At 46.6% G+C, this 20,358-nt stretch carries 18 protein-coding genes; 11 read left to right on the top strand and 7 right to left on the bottom strand.

The window, feature by feature from the left end; translation table 11 throughout:
• Nucleotides 1-31: 31 nt before the first annotated feature.
• Entirely contained in the window at nucleotides 32-2,731 is a 2,700-nt protein-coding gene (locus DMB88_RS21315; RefSeq protein ID WP_254438281.1) for a response regulator, read from the top strand.
• Here the strand turns inward: DMB88_RS21315 and DMB88_RS21305 are convergent, their stop codons facing one another.
• The 4 genes from DMB88_RS21305 to nirB form a co-directional block, all read right to left on the bottom strand.
• Nucleotides 2,732-3,361, bottom strand: a complete 630-nt coding sequence (locus DMB88_RS21305; protein WP_056695875.1) for a YfbR-like 5'-deoxynucleotidase — start codon at nucleotides 3,359-3,361, stop codon at nucleotides 2,732-2,734. It abuts the gene before it with no gap.
• A 239-nt stretch (nucleotides 3,362-3,600) separates the two neighbouring features.
• Nucleotides 3,601-4,389, bottom strand: a complete 789-nt coding sequence (locus tag DMB88_RS21300) for a formate/nitrite transporter family protein (RefSeq protein ID WP_128102953.1) — start codon at nucleotides 4,387-4,389, stop codon at nucleotides 3,601-3,603.
• Between the two features lie 52 nt (nucleotides 4,390-4,441).
• Nucleotides 4,442-4,768: a nitrite reductase small subunit NirD gene (nirD, locus tag DMB88_RS21295; protein ID WP_128102952.1), complete on the bottom strand. Its 327-nt coding sequence runs from the start codon at nucleotides 4,766-4,768 to the stop codon at nucleotides 4,442-4,444.
• A 135-nt stretch (nucleotides 4,769-4,903) separates the two neighbouring features.
• A complete protein-coding gene (gene nirB, locus DMB88_RS21290; protein WP_128102951.1) occupies nucleotides 4,904-7,333 on the bottom strand; it encodes a nitrite reductase large subunit NirB in 2,430 nt (809 codons plus the stop codon).
• Nucleotides 7,334-7,794: 461 nt separating this feature from the next.
• On the opposite strand from nirB, the gene DMB88_RS21285 reads away from it, so the two are divergent.
• Entirely contained in the window at nucleotides 7,795-8,502 is a 708-nt protein-coding gene (locus tag DMB88_RS21285) for a metal-dependent hydrolase (protein ID WP_128102950.1), read from the top strand.
• 131 nt (nucleotides 8,503-8,633) lie between these two features.
• Here DMB88_RS21285 and DMB88_RS31790 read toward each other — a convergent pair whose 3' ends face one another.
• The 3 genes from DMB88_RS31790 to DMB88_RS21275 all read right to left on the bottom strand — a co-directional run bounded on the left by DMB88_RS31790 (nucleotide 8,634) and on the right by DMB88_RS21275 (nucleotide 10,447).
• Nucleotides 8,634-8,759 carry a hypothetical protein gene (locus tag DMB88_RS31790; RefSeq protein ID WP_302476275.1) on the bottom strand — a complete coding sequence of 42 codons (126 nt, stop codon included), beginning with the start codon at nucleotides 8,757-8,759 and terminating at the stop codon, nucleotides 8,634-8,636.
• A 22-nt stretch (nucleotides 8,760-8,781) separates the two neighbouring features.
• The gene (locus DMB88_RS21280) at nucleotides 8,782-9,102 is read right to left on the bottom strand and encodes a hypothetical protein (protein WP_128102949.1); all 321 of its coding nucleotides are present in this window, start codon (nucleotides 9,100-9,102) and stop codon (nucleotides 8,782-8,784) included.
• A 271-nt stretch (nucleotides 9,103-9,373) separates the two neighbouring features.
• The gene (locus DMB88_RS21275) at nucleotides 9,374-10,447 is read right to left on the bottom strand and encodes a M42 family metallopeptidase (RefSeq protein WP_128102948.1); all 1,074 of its coding nucleotides are present in this window, start codon (nucleotides 10,445-10,447) and stop codon (nucleotides 9,374-9,376) included.
• Nucleotides 10,448-11,126: 679 nt separating this feature from the next.
• Here DMB88_RS21275 and spoVAC point away from each other — a divergent pair.
• The 9 genes from spoVAC (at nucleotide 11,127) to aroE (ending at nucleotide 20,316) form a co-directional block, all read left to right on the top strand.
• Entirely contained in the window at nucleotides 11,127-11,630 is a 504-nt protein-coding gene (gene spoVAC / locus DMB88_RS21270) for a stage V sporulation protein AC (protein ID WP_128102947.1), read from the top strand.
• Entirely contained in the window at nucleotides 11,627-12,643 is a 1,017-nt protein-coding gene (spoVAD, locus tag DMB88_RS21265) for a stage V sporulation protein AD (protein WP_128102946.1), read from the top strand. The genes spoVAC and spoVAD overlap by 4 nt, the downstream gene beginning before the upstream one ends.
• 2 nt (nucleotides 12,644-12,645) lie before the next feature.
• Complete coding sequence (gene spoVAE, locus DMB88_RS21260) at nucleotides 12,646-12,996, top strand: stage V sporulation protein AE (RefSeq protein ID WP_056695903.1); 351 nt, start codon at nucleotides 12,646-12,648, stop codon at nucleotides 12,994-12,996.
• Between the two features lie 218 nt (nucleotides 12,997-13,214).
• The gene (locus tag DMB88_RS21255) at nucleotides 13,215-14,171 is read left to right on the top strand and encodes an AAA family ATPase (RefSeq protein WP_128102945.1); all 957 of its coding nucleotides are present in this window, start codon (nucleotides 13,215-13,217) and stop codon (nucleotides 14,169-14,171) included.
• Between the two features lie 123 nt (nucleotides 14,172-14,294).
• Complete coding sequence (locus DMB88_RS21250; protein ID WP_254438280.1) at nucleotides 14,295-15,590, top strand: DUF58 domain-containing protein; 1,296 nt, start codon at nucleotides 14,295-14,297, stop codon at nucleotides 15,588-15,590.
• Entirely contained in the window at nucleotides 15,478-17,631 is a 2,154-nt protein-coding gene (locus DMB88_RS21245; protein WP_254438663.1) for a transglutaminase TgpA family protein, read from the top strand. The genes DMB88_RS21250 and DMB88_RS21245 overlap by 113 nt, the downstream gene beginning before the upstream one ends.
• A gap of 109 nt (nucleotides 17,632-17,740) precedes the next feature.
• Nucleotides 17,741-18,268 (top strand): YqeG family HAD IIIA-type phosphatase, encoded by a 528-nt coding sequence (locus DMB88_RS21240; RefSeq protein WP_128102943.1) that lies wholly within the window; start codon nucleotides 17,741-17,743, stop codon nucleotides 18,266-18,268.
• Complete coding sequence (gene yqeH, locus DMB88_RS21235; protein WP_128102942.1) at nucleotides 18,265-19,392, top strand: ribosome biogenesis GTPase YqeH; 1,128 nt, start codon at nucleotides 18,265-18,267, stop codon at nucleotides 19,390-19,392. The genes DMB88_RS21240 and yqeH overlap by 4 nt, the downstream gene beginning before the upstream one ends.
• Nucleotides 19,393-19,446: 54 nt before the next feature.
• Nucleotides 19,447-20,316 (top strand): shikimate dehydrogenase, encoded by an 870-nt coding sequence (gene aroE, locus DMB88_RS21230; protein ID WP_128102941.1) that lies wholly within the window; start codon nucleotides 19,447-19,449, stop codon nucleotides 20,314-20,316.
• Nucleotides 20,317-20,358: the final 42 nt, after the last annotated feature.

Genomic DNA, 20,358 nt, shown 5'->3' with positions numbered 1-20,358 from the left:
ACATTTTCGAACCCGTAGATTGAGGTGTAAGATGATTCGATACCGTTTTCGAACGCTGCAGCAAAGCTTGTTTATGTATTACTCGGCGGTCTTTATTGTGTTTGCGCTCATTGTGGCAGGGCTGTTGTACGTCTTTCTGGCCAATGATATTCGCAGTCGCAGCGAAGAACAGCAGAAGCAGCTCGGTGCATCCCTTGTGAGTAATCTAGATCAGGAAGTAGTCAAGATGAACAATTTCTCGATGAATATCGTCTATTCCAATCTCGTTAAGGAGCACTTTAGTCACTACTTGTCTCCCGCGGAAGGAAGCGAGCAGGGGCTTGCGGCAGATCCGGCATTCTACAAAGATACAACCACGCTAATCGACGTCATATTAGCCATCATTAGCAGCTCGAATACAGCCAAGCAGGCTAACATCTATGATGTGAATGGCAAAATGCTAGGGGCGGGGGCTTTTAACGGACAGATGAATGTCGACTTAACGCAGAGACCTTGGTACAACGAAACCTGGAATCGCAATGGCTGGCGAGTTATCACGATGTTAGATGGAGGCAGTCTGCCCATGCCTACAGGTGAAGGAGAGTCGGATAGCCGATATGTCTCACTTACACGTGTATACAAGAACGGGAATTACGTTAGCCAAGGCGTCGTCGAAATTTTGCAGGATGCTCAGACGATGTTCAACTATTTACATGAAATACAGGCTGGCAATGAAGAGCTGCATATTGATGTAATTGATGAGCGAGGATCATTACTGTACCCCTTCTCCCGCTCTTCTTCGGAGGATGCTGAGGCAACAATGATGATTAGTTCAGAGGATCTGGCTATGATTCGCAAGGGACAGTACCCGCCAGGGGAAATGCAAGAGGTCGTTCACACAGGCAACTCTCCTCAGATGATGACATACATGACCTCAGCCGAAACGGGCTGGACAGTGATTGTGACACAATCGAAGCAATCGTTGTTCGTGAGCCTGAACCGGATGGCTACGCTATTTATAGGCGCTACGTTAGGCATGTTATTGCTCATTCTAGTGTTATCGTATCTGATCTCCAAAAGGGTGACGTTACCCCTGCATCGGCTACAGCGGATCATTCAGAAGATCGGTGTACAAGACCTCGCCACAGGCCAGGACTCGGGTCATTTGTTCAAGTTGGATCATCCAAGCTCCATCCGCGAGATGGATGAACTGAATGATACATTTGTGCGTTTGAATCAACAGCTTATGCAGTCCTTCCAGGACATGCTTGCTCTCAAATCACAGGAGACGGATACACGTCTATTCGCATTGCAATCCCAGATGAATCCTCACTTCTTGTACAATAACATCACGAATATCAGCATCATGGCCGAAGAGGGCATGAATGAACAGATTGTTGCTTTTTGTGGACATATTACAGCGATGCTTCGTTACATCTCAGCACCTAACCCTGAAGGGGTGACTTTATCAGAGGAGATGAATTATTGCGAGCGATATTTGGAGTGTATGAAAATTCGGTTTGAAGAGGATCTGCATTATACGTTCCATATTCAAGAGGCCATGTACCATATACGTATTCCTATGCTGCTGATCCAGCCCTTACTGGAGAACACCATCAAATATGGACTAGGCGATTCACCTCCGTGGAAGCTGTATGTTGGAGGAGAGTTGAACGAAGCGGAAGAAACCTGGCGGATCATCGTTGAAGACAACGGACCGGGCATGGAGCCAGAGGTATTAACATCCATACAAGCGTATATTGCATCTTCAGAGGAATGGGAGCGTATTCCTGATCTTGCGATTAACGGCATGGGGCTGAGAAATATTTGGATACGACTGAAATTGTGGTACGGCTCTAAGGCACAGATGCACATCGAAAATAGGCTTAACGGCGGGTCAGAATTACCGTGGGTGGTTCTATTCGAAAGGAGCGTGGCTGAAATGACGGTTAACTACCGAACCATTATTGTGGAGGATGAGGCACTGATCCGCCGTAACGTGTCGCGGAAGTTCAGTGAGCTGGGTACACGATTCGAGGTGATTGGCGAAGCGAGGAACGGGCAGGAGGCACTGCAACTGATCGAACAGACGGTTCCTGATCTTGTCGTCACCGATATTCAGATGCCCGTGATGAATGGATTAGAACTGGCGAAGCATCTGTATTTTGCCTATCCACAAGTGAAAATTGTAATCCTGAGCGGCCATCATGAGTTTGAGTATGCGCGTCAGGCGATTAGCTATAAAGTGGAGGATTATTTGCTCAAGCCGATCTCGGAAGACCAGATTCGTGGACTGCTGGACGCGATGGAGCTGAAGCTTGGGAATGTGGTTGATTCTCTCACGCATGTGAGTGCGGCAGTGGAGGAGCAGAGGAAGCCAGAGGATATCGCAGAGGCGGTCAAACTGTACGTGAAGCAGCATTATATGCATGAGATCAGCCTTCAGGATATGGCGGGACAGATGCACTTTAGCGTGGATTATCTAGGTAAGTGTTTCAAAAAAGTAACGGGCGAAACTCCGCTCAAATATATGACAGGGCTACGAATTAACGAAGCGAAGCGTATGCTGGTTGCGCATCAGAACCTGGACATTCAATCGATAGGCAAAGCCGTTGGCTACGCGGACTCTCATTATTTCAGCCGAATTTTCAAAAATAAAACAGGGGTATATCCGAGTGAATATCGGCAACAGTGTGCAGAACGAAAAAAAGCTCTGTCCCTGGATCATGAGAGCCATGGCGACTTGAGCTGATTATTCGGCGAGTGCCTCTTCAGTTATTTTGCGAATATCAATCGGGGAACGGATGCCTTCCTGAATAATGTCGGGGAGGATGTGATGGAGGAAATAGTGAACACAATGAAGGTCAATGTTCTTGATTTTGATCAGGGCATAACGATACATTACAATGAATTCTTTCTCCGTATTTCCCCGTTGTAATTCTGCAAAGGCTTCATACACCTGATCCATCTTGTCGGCAACTTCAAGAATAAGGCCTTCCACAGATTGATCTTTACCTTCACGCAGTTGACGGCGGAATATGGCTTGGAACTCTTCGGGAATGTTCTCGTTGATAAAATGCTCAACCATACCTTCCTCGACTTGCTGTAACATCGCACGAAGCTCAAGTGAATAATGCTTGACCGGAGTTTTGATATCTCCGATGAAAATCTCGCCGTAATCATGGCTGCTGGTGATCTCGTAAAGCTTTTTCCAATCAATCGCTACGCCGTTCTGCTCTTCAATATCCGCGAGCGTTTTGGCGTATTGCACGACTTTCCATGAATGTGCGGACACGCTGTGTTCCTCAAACTTGAATTTGCCTGGCGTTCGGATAATGCGTTCTAGATCATTCAGAGATCTGAAGTACGTGTGTATTCCCATATAAGCGATCATCCTTTGGTCGTTAGATATGTTAAGGCATGGTTCGACTATACGACTTCTATGTAAACGGGGATTAACGCTGAGGTTGTGAAAGGTAAAAGGTCACAAGGGAAATAAAGTCATAACGTAATTGACGTGAAAACAGGATGAAAAAACATAATGTAAGAACACCATAACGTAAAAAAACCATGCCCTCTGAGAGTCCAGAGAATGCATGGTGTATAGCATGAGAGCATGAGTCATTGACGGGTTTTCTTTCTCACAGGTGATACGAACCAATAGGCCATACCTACAAACAAAGCGCCTCCGACAATGTTGCCAAGTGTAACAGGAATCATATTATGGAACCAGCCTGCTAGCGTGATGGTATCCGGATGGTTTGGCAGTAACCAAGACAAGGAGAGCAATGTCATATTGGCAACGCTGTGCTCATATCCACTGGCGATAAATGCGTACAGACACCACCAGATCAATACAAGCTTGGCAATGTCCTCTTTTGTGCGTGAAGACATCCAGATGGCTAGACAGACGAGCCAGTTACAGAGAATGCCGCGGAAGAATAGCTCAGTAACGGGGGCTGCCATCTTCTTGGCAGAAACGGCAAAGAGCAGATGCTCCGGTGCAGCTGTCTTAAATAAACCACTGCCTACAATGAGTAGACTCAGAATGACCGCACCGATCAGATTGCCGAGGAAGACAAGTCCCCAGTTCTTCATGGTGTCTTTAACGGTCGTGCGACCTGCTAACGTACTCATGGTAAAAAACATATTGTTGCCAGTAAACAGTTCCGATCCTGCAAAAATAACAAGGGTGAGAGCGAGCCCGAAGGACATGCCCATCAGGATCATTTGAAAAGGTGATTGCGCAGCCAGAAGCGGAGCGCCGATACTGAAGATTAGAATAATGCCAAGGCCTACATACGCACCAGCCATCAAGGCGGATACCATATAACGTGCTAGACCTGAATTCATTTGATCTCTTTTTTTGACCGCGGCTTCAATAATTCCTTCAACATTAGGTGTGTACATGTCGGTTTCCCCCATACTTAAGCATCAATCACATGTGTTACCTGGACTGCAGCTATACTGCAATCCAGACCGTTCCATTTTCCACTTTAACCGAGAACATCTCAACCTGTCCTTGGTCGGGAGCTTGCACTAGACCTGTGCTAAGATCGATTTTCCAATCGTACAGCGGATCATAGAGATAATGACCTGAGACGATTCCTTCAGCAAGTGGCCCGCCTTTTGGATGAGGATTTCGATTATCGGCAGCAAAGATCGTACCATCCGAGGCAAGAAATACAGCAAGCTGTTTGCCTTGAATCTCAACGACTCTACCAATGCGAGGTAGAAATTCATCAATCGTTCCGGCAGGGTAGTAGGTACCAGCTGGTTTAGTTGTCATATTGAACTCTCCTTATCTGTATTTTATAGGTTCAACTAAAGCCGAACGCTTCGCTTCTACACGTTATTTCTGTCCTCTCCGTTCTCGTGTAAAAAGTTTAGTTGAACTTATATAGAGTAAAGCTCACATCCGATTTTACGGACGAGCCGTTACTTCAATACCGTGAAATAGTTTGTTCTCACCTTGTTCATTTCGAATAGCCTTTTGCCAAGGTTCTTCCACATGTCCAAGTGCAAACTCAATTCGTTCCATTAGCGCTTTGCGCTCTTGGATATCGTCAACCACAACTGCGCGTATCGATTCCAGACCCACACGTTCTACCCATTCCGAAGTCCGTTCGAGGTAGTTGGCAGTTTCCCGATAATGTTGCATGATGGCACCGCACAGCTCGATCAGTTCTTCGTCCGTTTTCACTTTGCAGAGGGAGTCCGCAAGTCTAGCTTTGATCCCGCCGTTACCACCGATGAATATTTCCCAACCGCCGTCGTTACCAACGATACCGATATCTTTTGTACATGCTTCTGCACAGTTACGCGGACAGCCGTTCACGGCGTATTTGAATTTAGCAGGTAAATCCAAACGTTCGAATTTACGTTCAATTCTGGCACCCATAGCCATTGAATCCTGTGTACCGAAGCGGCAGAACTGTGAACCGACACAAGTTTTGACGGTACGAAGTGATTTGGCATAAGCATAACCTGAAGGCATATCGAGCTCAGCCCATACGTTTTGCAAATCTTCTTTTTTGACGCCGATCAAGTCTAGACGCTGTCCGCCAGTCACTTTAACCGCTTTTACATCGTATTTGACTGACACATCCGCGATACGTTTCAAGTCTTCAGGTGTCGTAACCCCGCCATACATCCGCGGCACAACGGTATAGGTTCCGTCTTTCTGAATATTGGCGTTCATCCGTTCGTTGACGAAGCGGGATTCCTTCTCATCCTCATGCGTATCCGGTGCAATCATACCCAGGTAGTAGTTGATTGCAGGACGGCATTTCGAGCAACCCTCAGGCTGAGTCCATCCCAATACGTTCATCACTTCTTTTGTCGTTTGCAGACCTTTTTGTCTGATCTCCGCTACGATCTCATCACGGCTAAGGGAAGTACATCCGCAAATGCCCTGTTTGGCACCGGTTGTGAAGTTATCACCAAGTACATATTGCAAGATCTGTTCAACGACTGGCTTACAGCCACCGCATGAGCGTGTTGCACCCGTGCTGGCTTTGATCTCGTCGATGCTGGTTAATCCTTGATTCGTAATGGCGTCCATAATATGACCTTTAGTAACACCGTTACAACCACATACGATTTCGTCCTCAGCCATCGTTTCTACCGATGTCGCCTTTTTGTGTCCGTCGCAGCCTGTGCCCATGAGTGAAGCGTACAGGTCATCGGTCATTTCAGTCTGTTGCTTGATCAGTTTTTGTAGCTCCGCTGAATCCGTGATGTCACCAAACAACACAGCGCCGACCATCACATTATCGCGAAGCAGGATTTTTTTGTACGTGCGTTTCCATTCATCTTTGTGAGAGATAACGGTGTGCTCAGGGCCATCAATAAACTCACCTGTCGAAAATACATCTACGCCCGAAATTTTCAATTTTGTGGATACGACAGAACCTTCATAAGGTGCAGTTTCAACACCGCATATATGTTTAGCCAGAATCATACCTTGTTCGAATAATGGAGCGACGAGGCCGTAACACACACCGCGATGCTCTGTACATTCTCCGACGGAATACACATTTTCGAGAGAAGTTTGCATGTAGTCGTCAACAATGATGCCTCGGTTGATTTCCATGCCACTCTCGCGAGCAACAGCAATATTCGGTTTGATTCCGACAGCCATGACAACAAAATCAACATCCAGTACCGATTCATCTGCAAAACGAATGCCTTCAACACGATCGCCGCCAAGCAATTCGGATGTCTGTGCGCCCATTTTGAATTGAATACCTTGACGCTCAAGTTCAGCTTTTAACATCGCAGAAGCTTGGGAATCCAGCTGGCGTTCCATGAGATCCTGCATTAAGTGAACTACGGTAACTTCCATACCAAGCTGAACGAGTCCTTTTGCCGCTTCTAGACCGAGCAATCCGCCACCAATGACAGCTGCTTTTTTGTAATTCTTCGCCGCATCCAGCATCGTATTACAGTCGGCGATATCCCGGAATCCAACAACGCCCTGTTTATCGTGTCCAGGTACAGGGAGGATAAAGGAATTGGAGCCTGTGGCAATGATGACCTTGTCATAAGGGACGCGCGAACCGTCTGTAGTCACCACTTCGCGTGTATCGGAATCGATTTTGGATACCGTTGTGCCCATATGCAGCGTGATACCATATTCTTCATACCAATGCAGGTCGTTCAATACAATATCATCCAACGTTTTGCTGCCCTCCAGCACATAGGACAACATAATGCGGTTATAGTTAGGGTAGGGTTCTGTGCCGATAACTGTGATATCGAAGCGGGAGCTTAATTTTAAGATCTGCTCAACCGTACTAATTCCTGCCATGCCGTTACCGATGACGACCAGTTTTTCTTTATTTCCGTTCATGTGTATAAGCCTCCTTGGATAGACTGTACATTACTAGTGGTTGTTCAAAAAGTTCGCGCTTTTGATTACGTAGGATGCCTGTAGGCATCTCAGCGTCGAATATGGGACTCAGCCGAAATGTCCGTTGCTCACGTAGTTTTGCCTACGCTCCGCTACTCCATTTCTAGCTTCATCCCATCTTCTTGGTACTGAAAACCGCCCCTTTTGAACACGCATTTACTAATATTTTTATTGGTTTATATTTTAATCATACAGACGATTGACATCATCTAATGTGATAAATTTCACAAATAACGATAAACTCCTCACAAAATAAAAAGTGTGGTCCCGGTCACAGAATTGAAAAATTTTTTCAGAAAAGAAATAAGGTAATACGAACTATTGTTCTCATTTTGAATTCGGTGTAATATCGAAATGGGTCAGCTATGTTCCCTATTTCTTAGAAAGGAAGTTTTGGCATCATGATGGGAAGATCCCACCTTATTATTGGAACAGGGGTATCGCTGTCTGTTCTTCAATTTACAGGCTTGCCTGTAACAGCTCCAGCACTAACGGTGGCGCTGATTGGTTCACTTCTGCCAGACATCGATGAACCCAACTCGTTATTGGTTTCAAAGGCGCTACCAAACAGCCTCATCAGGCTGTTACAGACCATTTTGTTACCGACGGCGGTGTTTGTGTACTTCTATGTTCACAGTCAACCTTGGAACCTGTTACTTGCTATTTTGATTGGTATGGTATCTTTTTTACCTTCACGATCACTCCGTAAAGTGTTAATGTTTGCGATTGGCTTGGGACTGGTCTTCTACGGTCATGCATTTGCGCCTTGGAACTGGATTGCAGGGAGTTTGCTGATGTTATGTACAACGCTGACACACAGGGGACTCACGCACACAGCCTATGGGACTGCGGTGTGGGCGGGACTGCTGTATACTACGACTGCTCAGCAACAACCGGAGATTTGGATTGCTGGAGCTACAGCCTACGGCATACATCTTCTTGCGGATTCACTAACGAATCGGGGAATTCGTCCACTACCACCATTGAAGTGGCGCATTCGAGCCAATCTAATGAGTACCGGAACAAAGCATGGAGCCGTTGTAGAGAATGTCTGTATTGTACTTACTCTAATCCTAGCTTGGATTGCGTTCTCTCCATTGTTTTTATAATTATTGTTTACAGAACGAAACGCCAGCCTACACCAGGACTGGCGTTTCGTTTTGTAACTTCTACAGGCGGTCAGATCACATATACCATTTCATGCTCTAGATGGAGTTCTGAGCAATTTGTCAATCAGGTCTTAACTTGTAGTGGGTGTGCTTGACAGTTTATCAATATCATTGGAACCATACACAAACAACACAATAAGAATGACCACAATGAGCAGCTCGGCAAAGCCTACACCATCAAATTCTGAATCCGACATCACGCTAACCTCACTTTATCCATTAGGAATTGATTCTTTGTTGAAATGCCCGAATCACATCATTCAACGTCATATCGCCACCGATCTCATCCAGAAACTGTACGAGTTTGTCTTGATTCGATGGAGTGATCTGTTGCAGCGTTTTATATTGCCCGACCAATTCAACGACAAGTGTAGCTTCACGAAACAGCGTGACTGCATCCACTCTGAGCTTTCCGCTGACCAATAATGCTGCCACAATAAGCTCCAGATTTCTTCCTTTAAGATTACCGCCAAGAAGGGAGTTGGCAGCATTCTCTTTTTTGGAGCCCTTATTCGACTTTCCATTCTTCCTTACTGCCATAGAAGCTCCCCCGCTGCTTGGTGTTTGATTCATCTTCCGTTCTTGTATCTTATGTGTAATTTTCTATAATGTTCGACCTACTAATCTATTAGAGGGAAACCAATAGTCTCTCACGTAGTTTGGCCTACGATCCAGTACTCCATTTTTAGCTTCATCCCATCTTTTCGATACTAGAAACCACCCTTTTGAACACGTATGTTTCGTGATAACGAAAAAAGAGATATCCCGACATAGTCAGGATATCTCTTGGAACAGAGTGTATGTTTAGATGTTACGCATTATTAATAATTGTATTCATCGTAGAGCGATCCAGCCCTTTAACCAGCTTCACAATCAATTCTTTCGCTGCATCATAGTCATCTGTATGGATGATGGAGGAAGAGGTATGAATGTAACGAGCGCAGATGCCAATAACAGTGGAAGGCACACCAATACCGCTCAGATGAACCTGTCCTGCATCTGTTCCGCCCGGTGAGATGAAGTATTGCATCTTAATCTGGTTGGAGGATGCTGTATCCTGCACATATTCAACCATGCCGCGATGGGTAAACATGCCTGGGTCGAAAATACGCAGCAATGCTCCTTGTCCAATATGTCCAAAGGATTGCTTGTCGCCTGTCATATCATTCGCTGCGCTACAGTCGAGTGCGAAGAAGATATCAGGCTCAATGAGATTGGCAGCGGTACGTGCACCGCGTAGCCCCAATTCCTCTTGAACCGTTGCTCCCGAATATAAGATATTAGGCAATTTTTCTTTATGAAGTGCCTCAACGAGTTCCAGTGCGAGTCCAACCCCATAACGGTTATCCCACGCTTTTGCCATGATTTTTTTCGGATTCGCCATCGGCGTGAATTCACAAATAGGTACAATTTGCATACCCGGGTGGATGCCCCATGACTCCGCTTCAGCTCGGTTATCTGCACCAATATCCAGATACATCGTATTGAGATCTACCGGCTTGCTGCGCTGGGACTCATCCAGTAGATGTGTAGGTGTCGAGCCAACAACCCCAGTGATTCGGCGCTCAGGAGTGATGATCTGAAGTCGTTGTGACAATACTGCTTGACTCCACCATCCACCCAGTGGACGGAATTTAATCATCCCTGTTTCTGTAATGCCAGTCGTCATAAAGCCGACTTCATCAAAATGTCCAGCGACCATGACTTTAGGTCCCGTTTCATCCCCGCGTAATACACCAAAAAGACTACCCAAGCGATCCTGTACAAATTCATCCGTGTAGGCGGATAGCTGTTCTTTCATCCAGCCACGAAGCTCACGTTCAAAGCCCGAAGCAGAAGGGAATTCAGTCAGTGTGCGAAACATATCCATTGTTTTTTCATTCATATGTGGACAACTCCTCTGTTCTTATGTAGTTCGAGTCTCAGCAGAACGGCTGCTGGACATGAGATCCGTTCAATTCAATGTCAGGATCAATTATTAACCACCGGTCATAACCAGTATGAACCTTGCGCACGTAATTGTCCATGGTTACGTCACGTATATCAGGCATAACGAGGTTGATTTTCGCTTCTTGTTCGTGTGAAATCCGCACAAGCCCTGTTCCACCAATTGGCTGTTTGAATAGGAATACATAGATAGGAATGGTTTACCTCTCGTGGGAACCACACGCCTTATTCTTTTCGTCTGAGCAATAGGAAGGAGTTGCGTACAACTAGATGAAGCCACCTGATGAAGGTAATGAAGCAGTTCTTTTCATCGTCTTGTTTATTCTTCTCGTTATCATCCTGCTTTATTTGTAAGAGCATGATTGTATACATTCAAGCAATGAATCATGAAAAAGCTTCATGGAACGTAGGTGTAGTTTGTAGCTTATGAACAGAACATGATCCGGCGCATAGAACAGTCATTCATATTCTCGACACACTGGAAACATATGCTGCATTTCGCCGGATACATAACCTTTTGAACATTGACAAACAATGTATCTAGGATTACACACGTCCAACCATTGCATACAGGAATGAATTTGCGATCTCATTCCATTCGAAGGAGGTTCTGTACAATGCCAGCTCAGACGAAAGGAACCGGCAGCAGCAAAAAATCACCCTCACTGTCCATTAGTGAACAGGAATATAAAAAAGTAGCTAAAAAGCATGAGCCTGCGCGTCCTCTTTGGACCAATTGTATCAAAGCGTTTTTTGTCGGCGGATTTGTCTGCCTGATTGGACAGGCTATCCAGGAAGCCTTTATGGCAGGGTTTGATATGACATCAAAGGAAGCGGCAAGTCCCACCGTAGCGGTGATGATCTTCATTTCGGTTGTGCTGACTTGTCTTGGTGTATACGATAAGATCGCACAATGGGCAGGGGCAGGTACAGCCGTTCCCGTTACAGGCTTTGCCAACTCGATGTGTTCTGCGGCACTGGAGCATAGAGCAGAAGGCTTGGTACTTGGTGTAGGTGCAAACATGTTTAAGCTGGCTGGCTCTGTTATCGTGTTTGGTGTAGTTGCAGCATTTATTATCGGGATCGTATATGCCTTCCTCGGATTTGGGGGACATCTATGAAACGACTGGGACGTCAAACCTGGAAATTTGAAAATCGTCCACGGATTGTCGGCAGGGCTGCTGTTGTTGGGCCTGACGAAGGACAAGGGCCACTCGCATCTGACTTTGACTATGTATACGACAATCTGGAGATCGGCGAGAAGACATGGGAGAAGGGTGAACGCAAGCTATTAGAGCAAGCGACTCAACTGGCATTGATCAATGCGAATATTACCAAAGAAGAGCTTCAGTTCTTCGTTGGTGGTGATCTCATGAACCAGATTATCAGCAGTTCGTTCTCGGCTCGTAAGCTAGGAGCGCCCTTCCTCGGTGTATTTGGTGCATGTTCCACCTCGATGGAAAGTTTGGCGCTGGCTTCTCTTATCGTGGATTCAGGTGGCGGTGACTATGTGCTTGCAGGAACGGTCAGTCACAACTGTACCGTAGAGAAGCAATTCCGTTATCCGACTGAATACGGGTCACAGAAGCCGCCTTATGCACAGTATACCGTCACAGGTGCAGGCTGCGGAGTTGTATCGCGAACAGGCGAAGGGCCTGTCATTACACATGCAACGATTGGTCGCGTTATGGATCTGGGGATTAAAGATCCGTTTAACATGGGAGCAGCTATGGCACCAGCGGCTGCGGATACGTTGGTTTCCCATTTCCGTGATACAGGGCTTGAGCCGGGCTATTACGATCTCATTGTTACGGGAGACCTTGCTTCGGTAGGACTACCGATTACCAAAGAGCTTTTGCAAAAAGAAGGCATTCCAATGGAACAAACGGTGTTTAACGACTGCGGGTTAATGATCTACAACCGTGAGAAACAGCCTCAGGTTGTGGCAGGGGGAAGTGGGTGTGGCTGTTCCGCATCAGTGACCTACGGGCACATTCTAAACCGAATGCAAAAGGGTGACTTGCAGCGTGTTCTCGTAGTAGCTACGGGAGCTTTATTGTCACCGCTGTCTTACCAGCAGGGCGAGAGTATTCCTTGTATTGCACATGCCGTTTCCATCGAGAAGGAGGGATAAAAATGCAATTTCTGTGGGCATTTATCGTTGGCGGCTTAATCTGTGTCATTGGACAGCTTCTTATGGATGGGGTCAAGTTAACACCTGCACATACGATGAGTACGTTGGTGGTTGCAGGTGCTGTGGCTGATGCCTTTGGTCTCTATGATCCACTGGTGAAATTTGCGGGTGCGGGTGCGTCCATACCGATTACGAGTTTTGGTAATTCTCTAGTCCATGGAGCATTAACCGAACTGGAGAAAGAGGGCTGGCTTGGTGTAATCACGGGTATCTTCGATCTAACTGCAGCGGGGATTTCCGCAGCGATTATCTTCTCATTTCTTGCGGCACTTGTTGTTCGTCCAAAAGGGTAATCGTTGAAGTGCCGTTGGCAAAATTTGGGCAGATAGTTAAAAAATTACAAAAGAGGCTTCGGATAACTCTTATCCGGGTCTCTTTTTGTCGTATTCATGCGTGAATAGCGGTGAATAAGACGGCTGGAAACAAATTATGATTCTCTTCGAGTGTACTCGCGCCCATGGATCATGTACAATAAAAGGAAATCTGTATGCTTTTTTAGGAGGTTAGACATATGCCTGTGCGCAAAGAGTCGATCCAAATCATTTCAGCAGTCCGTTCTAATCTAGAATCTTGCATAATGGGGAAATCCTTTGAAATTCAACTTTTGCTCACAGCTTTGCTTGCAGGCGGCCACGTTTTAATTGAAGACGTACCGGGAACAGGCAAGACACAATTGATCAAGGCCTTATCCAAATCCATGCGCGGCGAATACCGACGTATTCAATGTAATCCAGATATCTTACCGAGTGATATTACGGGTGTATCCGTGTTCCATCCACGTGATGAGCGCTTCTACTTCCGTCCAGGTCCAGTCATGACCAACATTTTGCTGGCAGACGAGATTAACCGAGCTACAACGAAGACTCAATCGGCATTGCTGGAAGTTATGGAAGAACGCAGTGTAACGGTCGACGGGGATACGTACGATCTGCCACATCCGTTTATGCTCTGTGCTACGCAGAACCCGATTGATTTTGAAGGAACATATACATTGCCGGAGGCACAACTCGACCGGTTTATGTTGAAAATAAGCCTGGGTTATCCAGATAAGGATATCGAGAAAATACTGCTGAAGCAGCATCAGTCGGGTCAACCGGTTGACCGGCTCGAGTCGGTGACTCATATGGATCAGATCTCTGCTATCCAGCAGGAGATCAAGGAAGTATTCATTGGCGATCCAGTGATGGATTATTTGCTGGATGTTGTTCGTACCACACGCTCCCATCCATCCGTGTTGCTCGGTGCCAGCCCGCGGGCGGCTATTTCGTTTATGTCTGCGGTAAAAGCCTTCGCCTTCCTACAGGAACGGGACTATGTACTGCCTGATGACGTGAAGACAATGGCACCATATGTTATTTCTCATCGGATTGTACTTCGTCCTGAGGCGAGACTGGACAGCATGAGTTCTGAAGCTGTTCTGAGCTCTGTACTCCAGCAGGTGCGTGTGCCTGTCTCTATGGGGCAATAGTTTATGAAGCCGCTTTTGAATACTGTCAAAAGAGGGATACGACACCCCCGCGTTTGGAGCATCGCGGCGGTGTGGATGTGCTGCCTTGCGTATGTTCTGTTTCAAGGTGGCAAGACATCCATCATGTTATTATCAATGGTAACCCTGCTCTGTCTGTACCTTGCTATTGCTGGTTTTAGTGGTGTAAGACGAGCTAGGGGGGCTAGGGCACTGTCATCAGGGCAGGATCATGAAGAATTGCTGCATGCAGGTGATCAGGTTCAAGTTCAGCTTCGAGTGAACATTCCAGGATTTTTACCACTTCCATATGTGGTCGTGCGTGAGATGTTGCATCGCCATAACGGTGAATCATGGTCATTCCGTGAGAGCCTAATTCCCAATATGAGGGGTGTTGGTGAGCTATCGTTTCAGACACCGCCGCTAGAACGTGGAAAATATGTTTTTTCCGAAACGGAATGTTCGAGTGAAGATATCTTCGGACTGATTGAGCATCGCGGAACGTTTAAGGCCAAAGGCGAATTTCGAGTGTTACCACGAACTGTGTTTATCCCGTACTGGCAGTTATATGATCGAAAGTCACGATTATCTGGACCGCAGACAGCACAGACACGTTCACGCCGAGAAACAACCCAGATTAATGGTGTCCGCGACTATGTCTACGGGGATCGCCTCTCTCGAATTCATTGGAATGCCACAGCGAAGACCGGTTCATGGAAATCGAAGGAGTTTGAGCACGAATCTGTGCCCAAAACCGTTCTGGTTATCGATGCACTCGCAGCCAGCTATGAACAGAGTGAAACATTTGAATTAGCGGTGTCCACTGCAGCATCTTTATTGGAATATGGTTCTAGAGAGCGGATGGGGATGGGATTGATGACCTTGTCTGATAAGCATACATTCCTCGCACCTAGCGAAAGTCTCATTGACCGTCAGAAGATGATGCATCACTTGGTGGACGTGCAATCCAACGGGCAGGATCGTCGCTTGCTTCCGGGTGTAGAGAAGCTTGGGCGTCAGTTGCCGCAAGGAGCTTATTTCGTTTTGATTTCACCTCAGAAGGATGAGAAGGTATTAGAATTGTTGAGATGGGCAGATACCCGGGGGATGACACCTTGCCATGTCCTGATTGATCCTCAAAGCTCTCGTCAGAGCGCAGAGTGGTCTGCCATGCTGCGTGGTAGAGGCACAAGATCCTTCACGGTTGCCCATCTTCAGGAGCTTCCAACGGTTATGGGGGAGGTTCCGCATGAATACAACAGGCAAACAACTAGCACCTGGCAAGAGATCGTGGTATCAGGCTGCATCACTGCTGTGGATCTTCCTGATTGCAATGCAGTGGTTGTCGTTCACCGAGGAATCTTGGTACAACGAGACGACCTCTTTGGTACTGTGGACGCTGGCAGCTATGAGCGTACTTGAAGTGATTTTGCCTTTTAAGCTTATCTATCGCACGCTTATTAAAGCCATTGTTCTTATTTATATTTTGCATAAAACCTTAATTGATTACTCCGTGTATATTCCTTATGGTACGTTTACGGATCGGGTGGAGCAATTTATCTTTCACTCTAATCCATATATCTGGTTTTCCCTATGTGCATGGGTCATGCTGGAAGCTGCGTTACGCTTGGTGAACACAACCCGGCGAATACTGGTTTTCTTGGGTATTAATATAATATCCATGGGCATTTTGGATTCCTTCACCCAGATTTCTTTATGGACTGAGGTTGCTTGGGTGATGTTTGCAGGTATGGGCTGGTTAGTATGTCAGCACTTCCGCAACTTTCAGGTTTACTATCCACAAGGCTGGAAGCGACTCATCCGGTATCCTTACAAAATCATCGCCAATATCGCCATCATTTTTTCACTTATTATTGTAGCAAGTGTGAACATGCCGGAAGTACCGCCGACGTTGACAGATCCGTATACAGCATGGCGTAACTATACTGGAACGTCAGCAAGTCAGGCTGGCAATGGAACACTTGATATTCCGAATTCAACCGAGTCTGGATATAGTCGTGAAGATAATCAGCTCGGTGGTGGCTTTAACTTTGACTACACACCTGTGATGTCTGTACAGACTAATGAACGCAGCTACTGGCGTGGTGAGACTCGTGAAGAGTACACCGGAACAGGCTGGGATGATAGCAGAAGAGCCTCGACGGAAGAGGTGCAGCCTGGCGAAACATTGCAGAATGATGATGCAGGTAGTGGGAATACGAAACAAGTGACGCAAAAAGTAACGATGCTGAATGATACGGTTTATCCGATTATGTTTGGAGCGTACTCCATTGCAGAAGTCACTTCCATTGATGGACAGACGGAGTCTAATCGAATGCTCTGGAATCCAGAGCAAGCTGAATTGCTGCTGACGACAAATCGTCAACAACCTCAGTATCCTAAGACATATACGGTTGTATCGGAAGCGCCAGTGGTTGTAGAGGATGAGCTTCGTACCAAATCTTTTGACGATCTGTACGGAAGTAATCCAGCTGACGATATGTACTTACAGATGCCGTCCCGTTTCCCGGATCGAGTCACGGAGCTGGCGAACGAAATTACGGCTTCTGCAAATACTCCGTATGAAAAAGTAGCATTACTGCAAAACTATTTACAAACCAATTTTGAATACACCAATAATCCGGATTTATCCCGGAAAGTGAGCAGTGACTTTGTCGAAGGGTTTCTATTCGATGTTATGGAAGGTTACTGTGACTACTTCTCCACAGCTCTAGTAATGATGGCGCGTTCTGAAGGTATTCCAGCTCGCTGGGTTAAAGGTTACGCACCAGGTCAACTGTCTCTCAACTCAGACATGCAGGCACCTCGTCAGCCTGGTTCTGAGATCGAGACTACCTATACAGTAACCAATGCAGATGCTCACTCTTGGGCTGAGGTTTACTTTGGTGAGTATGGATGGATTCCAGTTGAAGCTACACCAGGATTTGATATGCCTTTGTTAACAGAGGCACCTGATGTTCAACCAGTTGACGAACCTGAAGAACAGCCGGAAGAAGAACCAGTGCAAGAAGAAGAACAGACACCTGTATCCGAGCAGGCAGCATCCGGCATTCCAACATTCGTCATCTGGGTTGCTGTAGCGATTCTTGTTGCATGGGTTGCCTACATGTTCTGGCGGAACCGCTTCTCTCTTCGCTTCCTGTTGCTTCGTTTGCGAACAGGCGAGCCACTTACTCCGGAGCAGAAGGTTGTAGCTGAAACAGAGCGCTGGATTCGTTATGTGAAACGCAAAGGTTTAACCCGCAGTGGGGATGAAACATTGCGTGAATCAGTAAACCGCTGGAGCCAAACTGTGCCCGCATCTGCGGCCACGCTTCAAGAATTGTTAGCATGGTTTGAGCGCACGCGTTATAGTCCAGCATCTGTAACGGCGGATGATTGGAAGGCAGTGTATGAGACGGCCTTGAAGCTACGGAAGGAACTCAAAGCGGAACGGGCATAATTATTGCCCGTCCCGTTTTTCCTTTTTTCTAGCGCATCAAGCGTTGTATGCATTTTCAGGAAAGACAGATTTGTGATATAGTGTGTCGTATGAAACTGAGGTGACTTGATTGTTTAAAATGTTAATGCCCAAGCTGCGAGTAGACACGGTTTTTGACATTAATCTGGAAGAGCTGTACGCTCAAGGCTATCGCGGAATAATAACTGATCTCGACAATACGCTTGTTGGAGCCAAAGCGCCTGATGCAACGCCTGAACTGATCGAATGGTTTGCGCGTGTGAAAGAGGCAGGCTTCAAACTGATGATTGTGTCCAATAATAATTTGAATCGTGTATCCTTGTTTGCTACGCCACTGGATATCCAGTTTGTGCACAGTGCACGCAAACCATCGAATACACCGTTTCGTAAAGCAATGAAAATGATGGAGCTAACGCCAGACAAAACGATTGTGGTAGGCGATCAGATGTTGACCGATGTATATGGAGGGAACCGGCTAGGGCTTCATACCGTGCTGGTATTGCCCATCTCCATCGGCGATGAAGGATTCATGACGCGCTTCAATCGACGAGTGGAACGGATTGCTCTAACAAGTTTGCGCAAGAAAGGCTTATGGCTCGAGGAGGAAAATAAGAAATGACAGACACGCATAACGGCAATCTTGCCGTAAGATGCAGTGGATGCGGCGTGCATCTGCAAACAGAAGACCAGGATAGACCGGGTTTTATTCCTGAGAAAGCATTGGATCGTGAACCGGTAATATGCCAGCGTTGTTTCCGTATCAAAAATTATAATGAATCATCGTCTGTAACCGTTGACCAGGACGAGTTCCTAGCACTACTGAGCCAAATCGGGGATAAGGATGCACTTGTCATCCATATCGTTGATCTGTTTGACTTTGATGGTAGTGTGATCTCTGGCCTACAACGTTTTGTCGGTAACAATCCGGTATTACTTGTAGTAAATAAAACGGACTTGTTACCTAAAGTAACAAACTGGAACAAGGTTCGCAACTGGGTACAGAAGCAGGCTAAGGAGCAGGGATTGCGCACTGTAGACGTGTTACTCGTTAGCGCTAAGCAAAACCAGGGCTTCGACCGTCTCCTTGAACTGGTAAGCACCTACCGTGAAGATCGTGACGTTTATGTGGTCGGGGGAACCAATGTGGGCAAATCTACGTTGATTAACCGATTGATTCGTGACTACAGCGATCTGGAGCAGGAACTGACAACCTCCCGTTATCCGGGAACAACGCTGGATATGGTGAACATTCCATTGGAAGATGGGAAATTCATTATTGATACCCCAGGGATCGTATATCCATGGCGTTTCAGTGAGATCGTATCTCGCAAAGACTTGGCTGCGATTATGCCGGACAAGCCGCTTAAACCTGCTGTATATCAATTAAATGCAGGTCAAGCACTGTTCTTTGGCGGCATGGCTCGATTCGACTTTGTTGAAGGGGATCGCCAGTCCTTCACATGTTTTATCAGCACAGCGCTGAGTATCCACCGCACGAAGTTAGAGCGTGCGGATGACCTGTATCGTGATCATTTAGGCGAATTGCTCTCCCCGCCAACACGTGAAGGTGCATCGGAGATGCCAGAATGGACGCGTCATGAATTCCGCATCAAACGTGGAAGTCAGTCCGATATCTTTATCTCCGGTCTCGGCTGGGTTAAAGTGAACGGAGACAATGGGGCTCTCGTGGCTGTTCATGTCCCTAAAGGTATTCGGGTGCTAGTTCGTCCTTCTCTGATCTAATTAAGTCAGTCTAACCAGATCAGTAACATTTTCATCAGATCGGAGGCGGACACATTGTCTGAACAAAAGAAAACGACTTCTTCACTTCCAGTGTTGCTGGGCGTTATGGGTGATCCTATTGCTCATTCCAAATCTCCAGCTATGCATAATGCGGCACTAAAGGCGGCAGGAGTGAATGGGATCTATATGCCTCTTCATGTTCATCCAGAACAATTGCAAGCTGCGATTAGAGGCATCGTTGCTTTGGGGTATCGTGGCGTGAATGTCACCATACCTCATAAGGAACAAGTTATGTCTTATCTGGATGAGATCGATGAGAGTGCAAGGTTGATTGGTGCAGTCAATACCATTGTCAATAAGGACGGAAAGCTGATAGGCTATAATACGGATGGCATTGGTTATGTGCGGTCACTTAAGGAAGAAGCTGTGCCTGACCTAGCAGGCAAACGGATTGCTGTACTGGGGGCAGGTGGAGCTGCTAGAGGCGTCATATATGCGCTGGCTCTAGAAAAGCCTGACCGTATTCACATATTGAACCGTACAGCCGAGCGAGCGATTGAACTCGCTTCGGATCTGCGAGCACATGGGTTAGGTGAGATTACAGGCAGTGGAATGGAAGAAGCGGCGGTTGTACTTGCTTCTGCTGATATTGTCATCAATACAACGGCTGCTGGTATGAATCCCCATGTGGATGATGTTCCGGTTGATCCTGCACTGATTCGTGCAGATGCAGTCGTAAGTGATCTCATCTATAATCCATTGGAGACACGTCTGCTGCGTGAATCACGCTTACGTGGTTGTACAGTGCATGGTGGTCTGGGGATGTTTGTATATCAGGGCGCGGTGGCTTTTGAGCATTGGTTCGGTATTCAGGCTCCTGTGGACACCATGAGACAAGCGGTACTAGACAGCTTCGATAAGTAACAAGCAAGGTTAAGGGAATCATAAAGTTATAACATTAAAATA

This window comes from Paenibacillus sp. DCT19, assembly GCF_003268635.1.
In the GTDB taxonomy this organism is placed as follows: domain Bacteria; phylum Bacillota; class Bacilli; order Paenibacillales; family Paenibacillaceae; genus Paenibacillus.
The sequence above is the reverse complement of the archived record's forward strand: the minus strand, read 5'-3'. Positions and strand labels throughout refer to the sequence as shown.

What these genes read in the sequence shown, in the direction of transcription:
- DMB88_RS21315 (WP_254438281.1), top strand. Translation starts at nt 32, where the DNA reads ATGATTCGATACCGTTTTCGAACGCTGCAGCAAAGCTTGTTTATGTAT.
- DMB88_RS21305 (WP_056695875.1), bottom strand. Translation starts at nt 3,361, where the DNA reads ATGGGAATACACACGTACTTCAGATCTCTGAATGATCTAGAACGCATT.
- DMB88_RS21300 (WP_128102953.1), bottom strand. Translation starts at nt 4,389, where the DNA reads ATGTACACACCTAATGTTGAAGGAATTATTGAAGCCGCGGTCAAAAAA.
- nirD (WP_128102952.1), bottom strand. Translation starts at nt 4,768, where the DNA reads ATGACAACTAAACCAGCTGGTACCTACTACCCTGCCGGAACGATTGAT.
- nirB (WP_128102951.1), bottom strand. Translation starts at nt 7,333, where the DNA reads ATGAACGGAAATAAAGAAAAACTGGTCGTCATCGGTAACGGCATGGCA.
- DMB88_RS21285 (WP_128102950.1), top strand. Translation starts at nt 7,795, where the DNA reads ATGATGGGAAGATCCCACCTTATTATTGGAACAGGGGTATCGCTGTCT.
- DMB88_RS31790 (WP_302476275.1), bottom strand. Translation starts at nt 8,759, where the DNA reads ATGTCGGATTCAGAATTTGATGGTGTAGGCTTTGCCGAGCTGCTCATT.
- DMB88_RS21280 (WP_128102949.1), bottom strand. Translation starts at nt 9,102, where the DNA reads ATGGCAGTAAGGAAGAATGGAAAGTCGAATAAGGGCTCCAAAAAAGAG.
- DMB88_RS21275 (WP_128102948.1), bottom strand. Translation starts at nt 10,447, where the DNA reads ATGAATGAAAAAACAATGGATATGTTTCGCACACTGACTGAATTCCCT.
- spoVAC (WP_128102947.1), top strand. Translation starts at nt 11,127, where the DNA reads ATGCCAGCTCAGACGAAAGGAACCGGCAGCAGCAAAAAATCACCCTCA.
- spoVAD (WP_128102946.1), top strand. Translation starts at nt 11,627, where the DNA reads ATGAAACGACTGGGACGTCAAACCTGGAAATTTGAAAATCGTCCACGG.
- spoVAE (WP_056695903.1), top strand. Translation starts at nt 12,646, where the DNA reads ATGCAATTTCTGTGGGCATTTATCGTTGGCGGCTTAATCTGTGTCATT.
- DMB88_RS21255 (WP_128102945.1), top strand. Translation starts at nt 13,215, where the DNA reads ATGCCTGTGCGCAAAGAGTCGATCCAAATCATTTCAGCAGTCCGTTCT.
- DMB88_RS21250 (WP_254438280.1), top strand. Translation starts at nt 14,295, where the DNA reads ATGTTATTATCAATGGTAACCCTGCTCTGTCTGTACCTTGCTATTGCT.
- yqeH (WP_128102942.1), top strand. Translation starts at nt 18,265, where the DNA reads ATGACAGACACGCATAACGGCAATCTTGCCGTAAGATGCAGTGGATGC.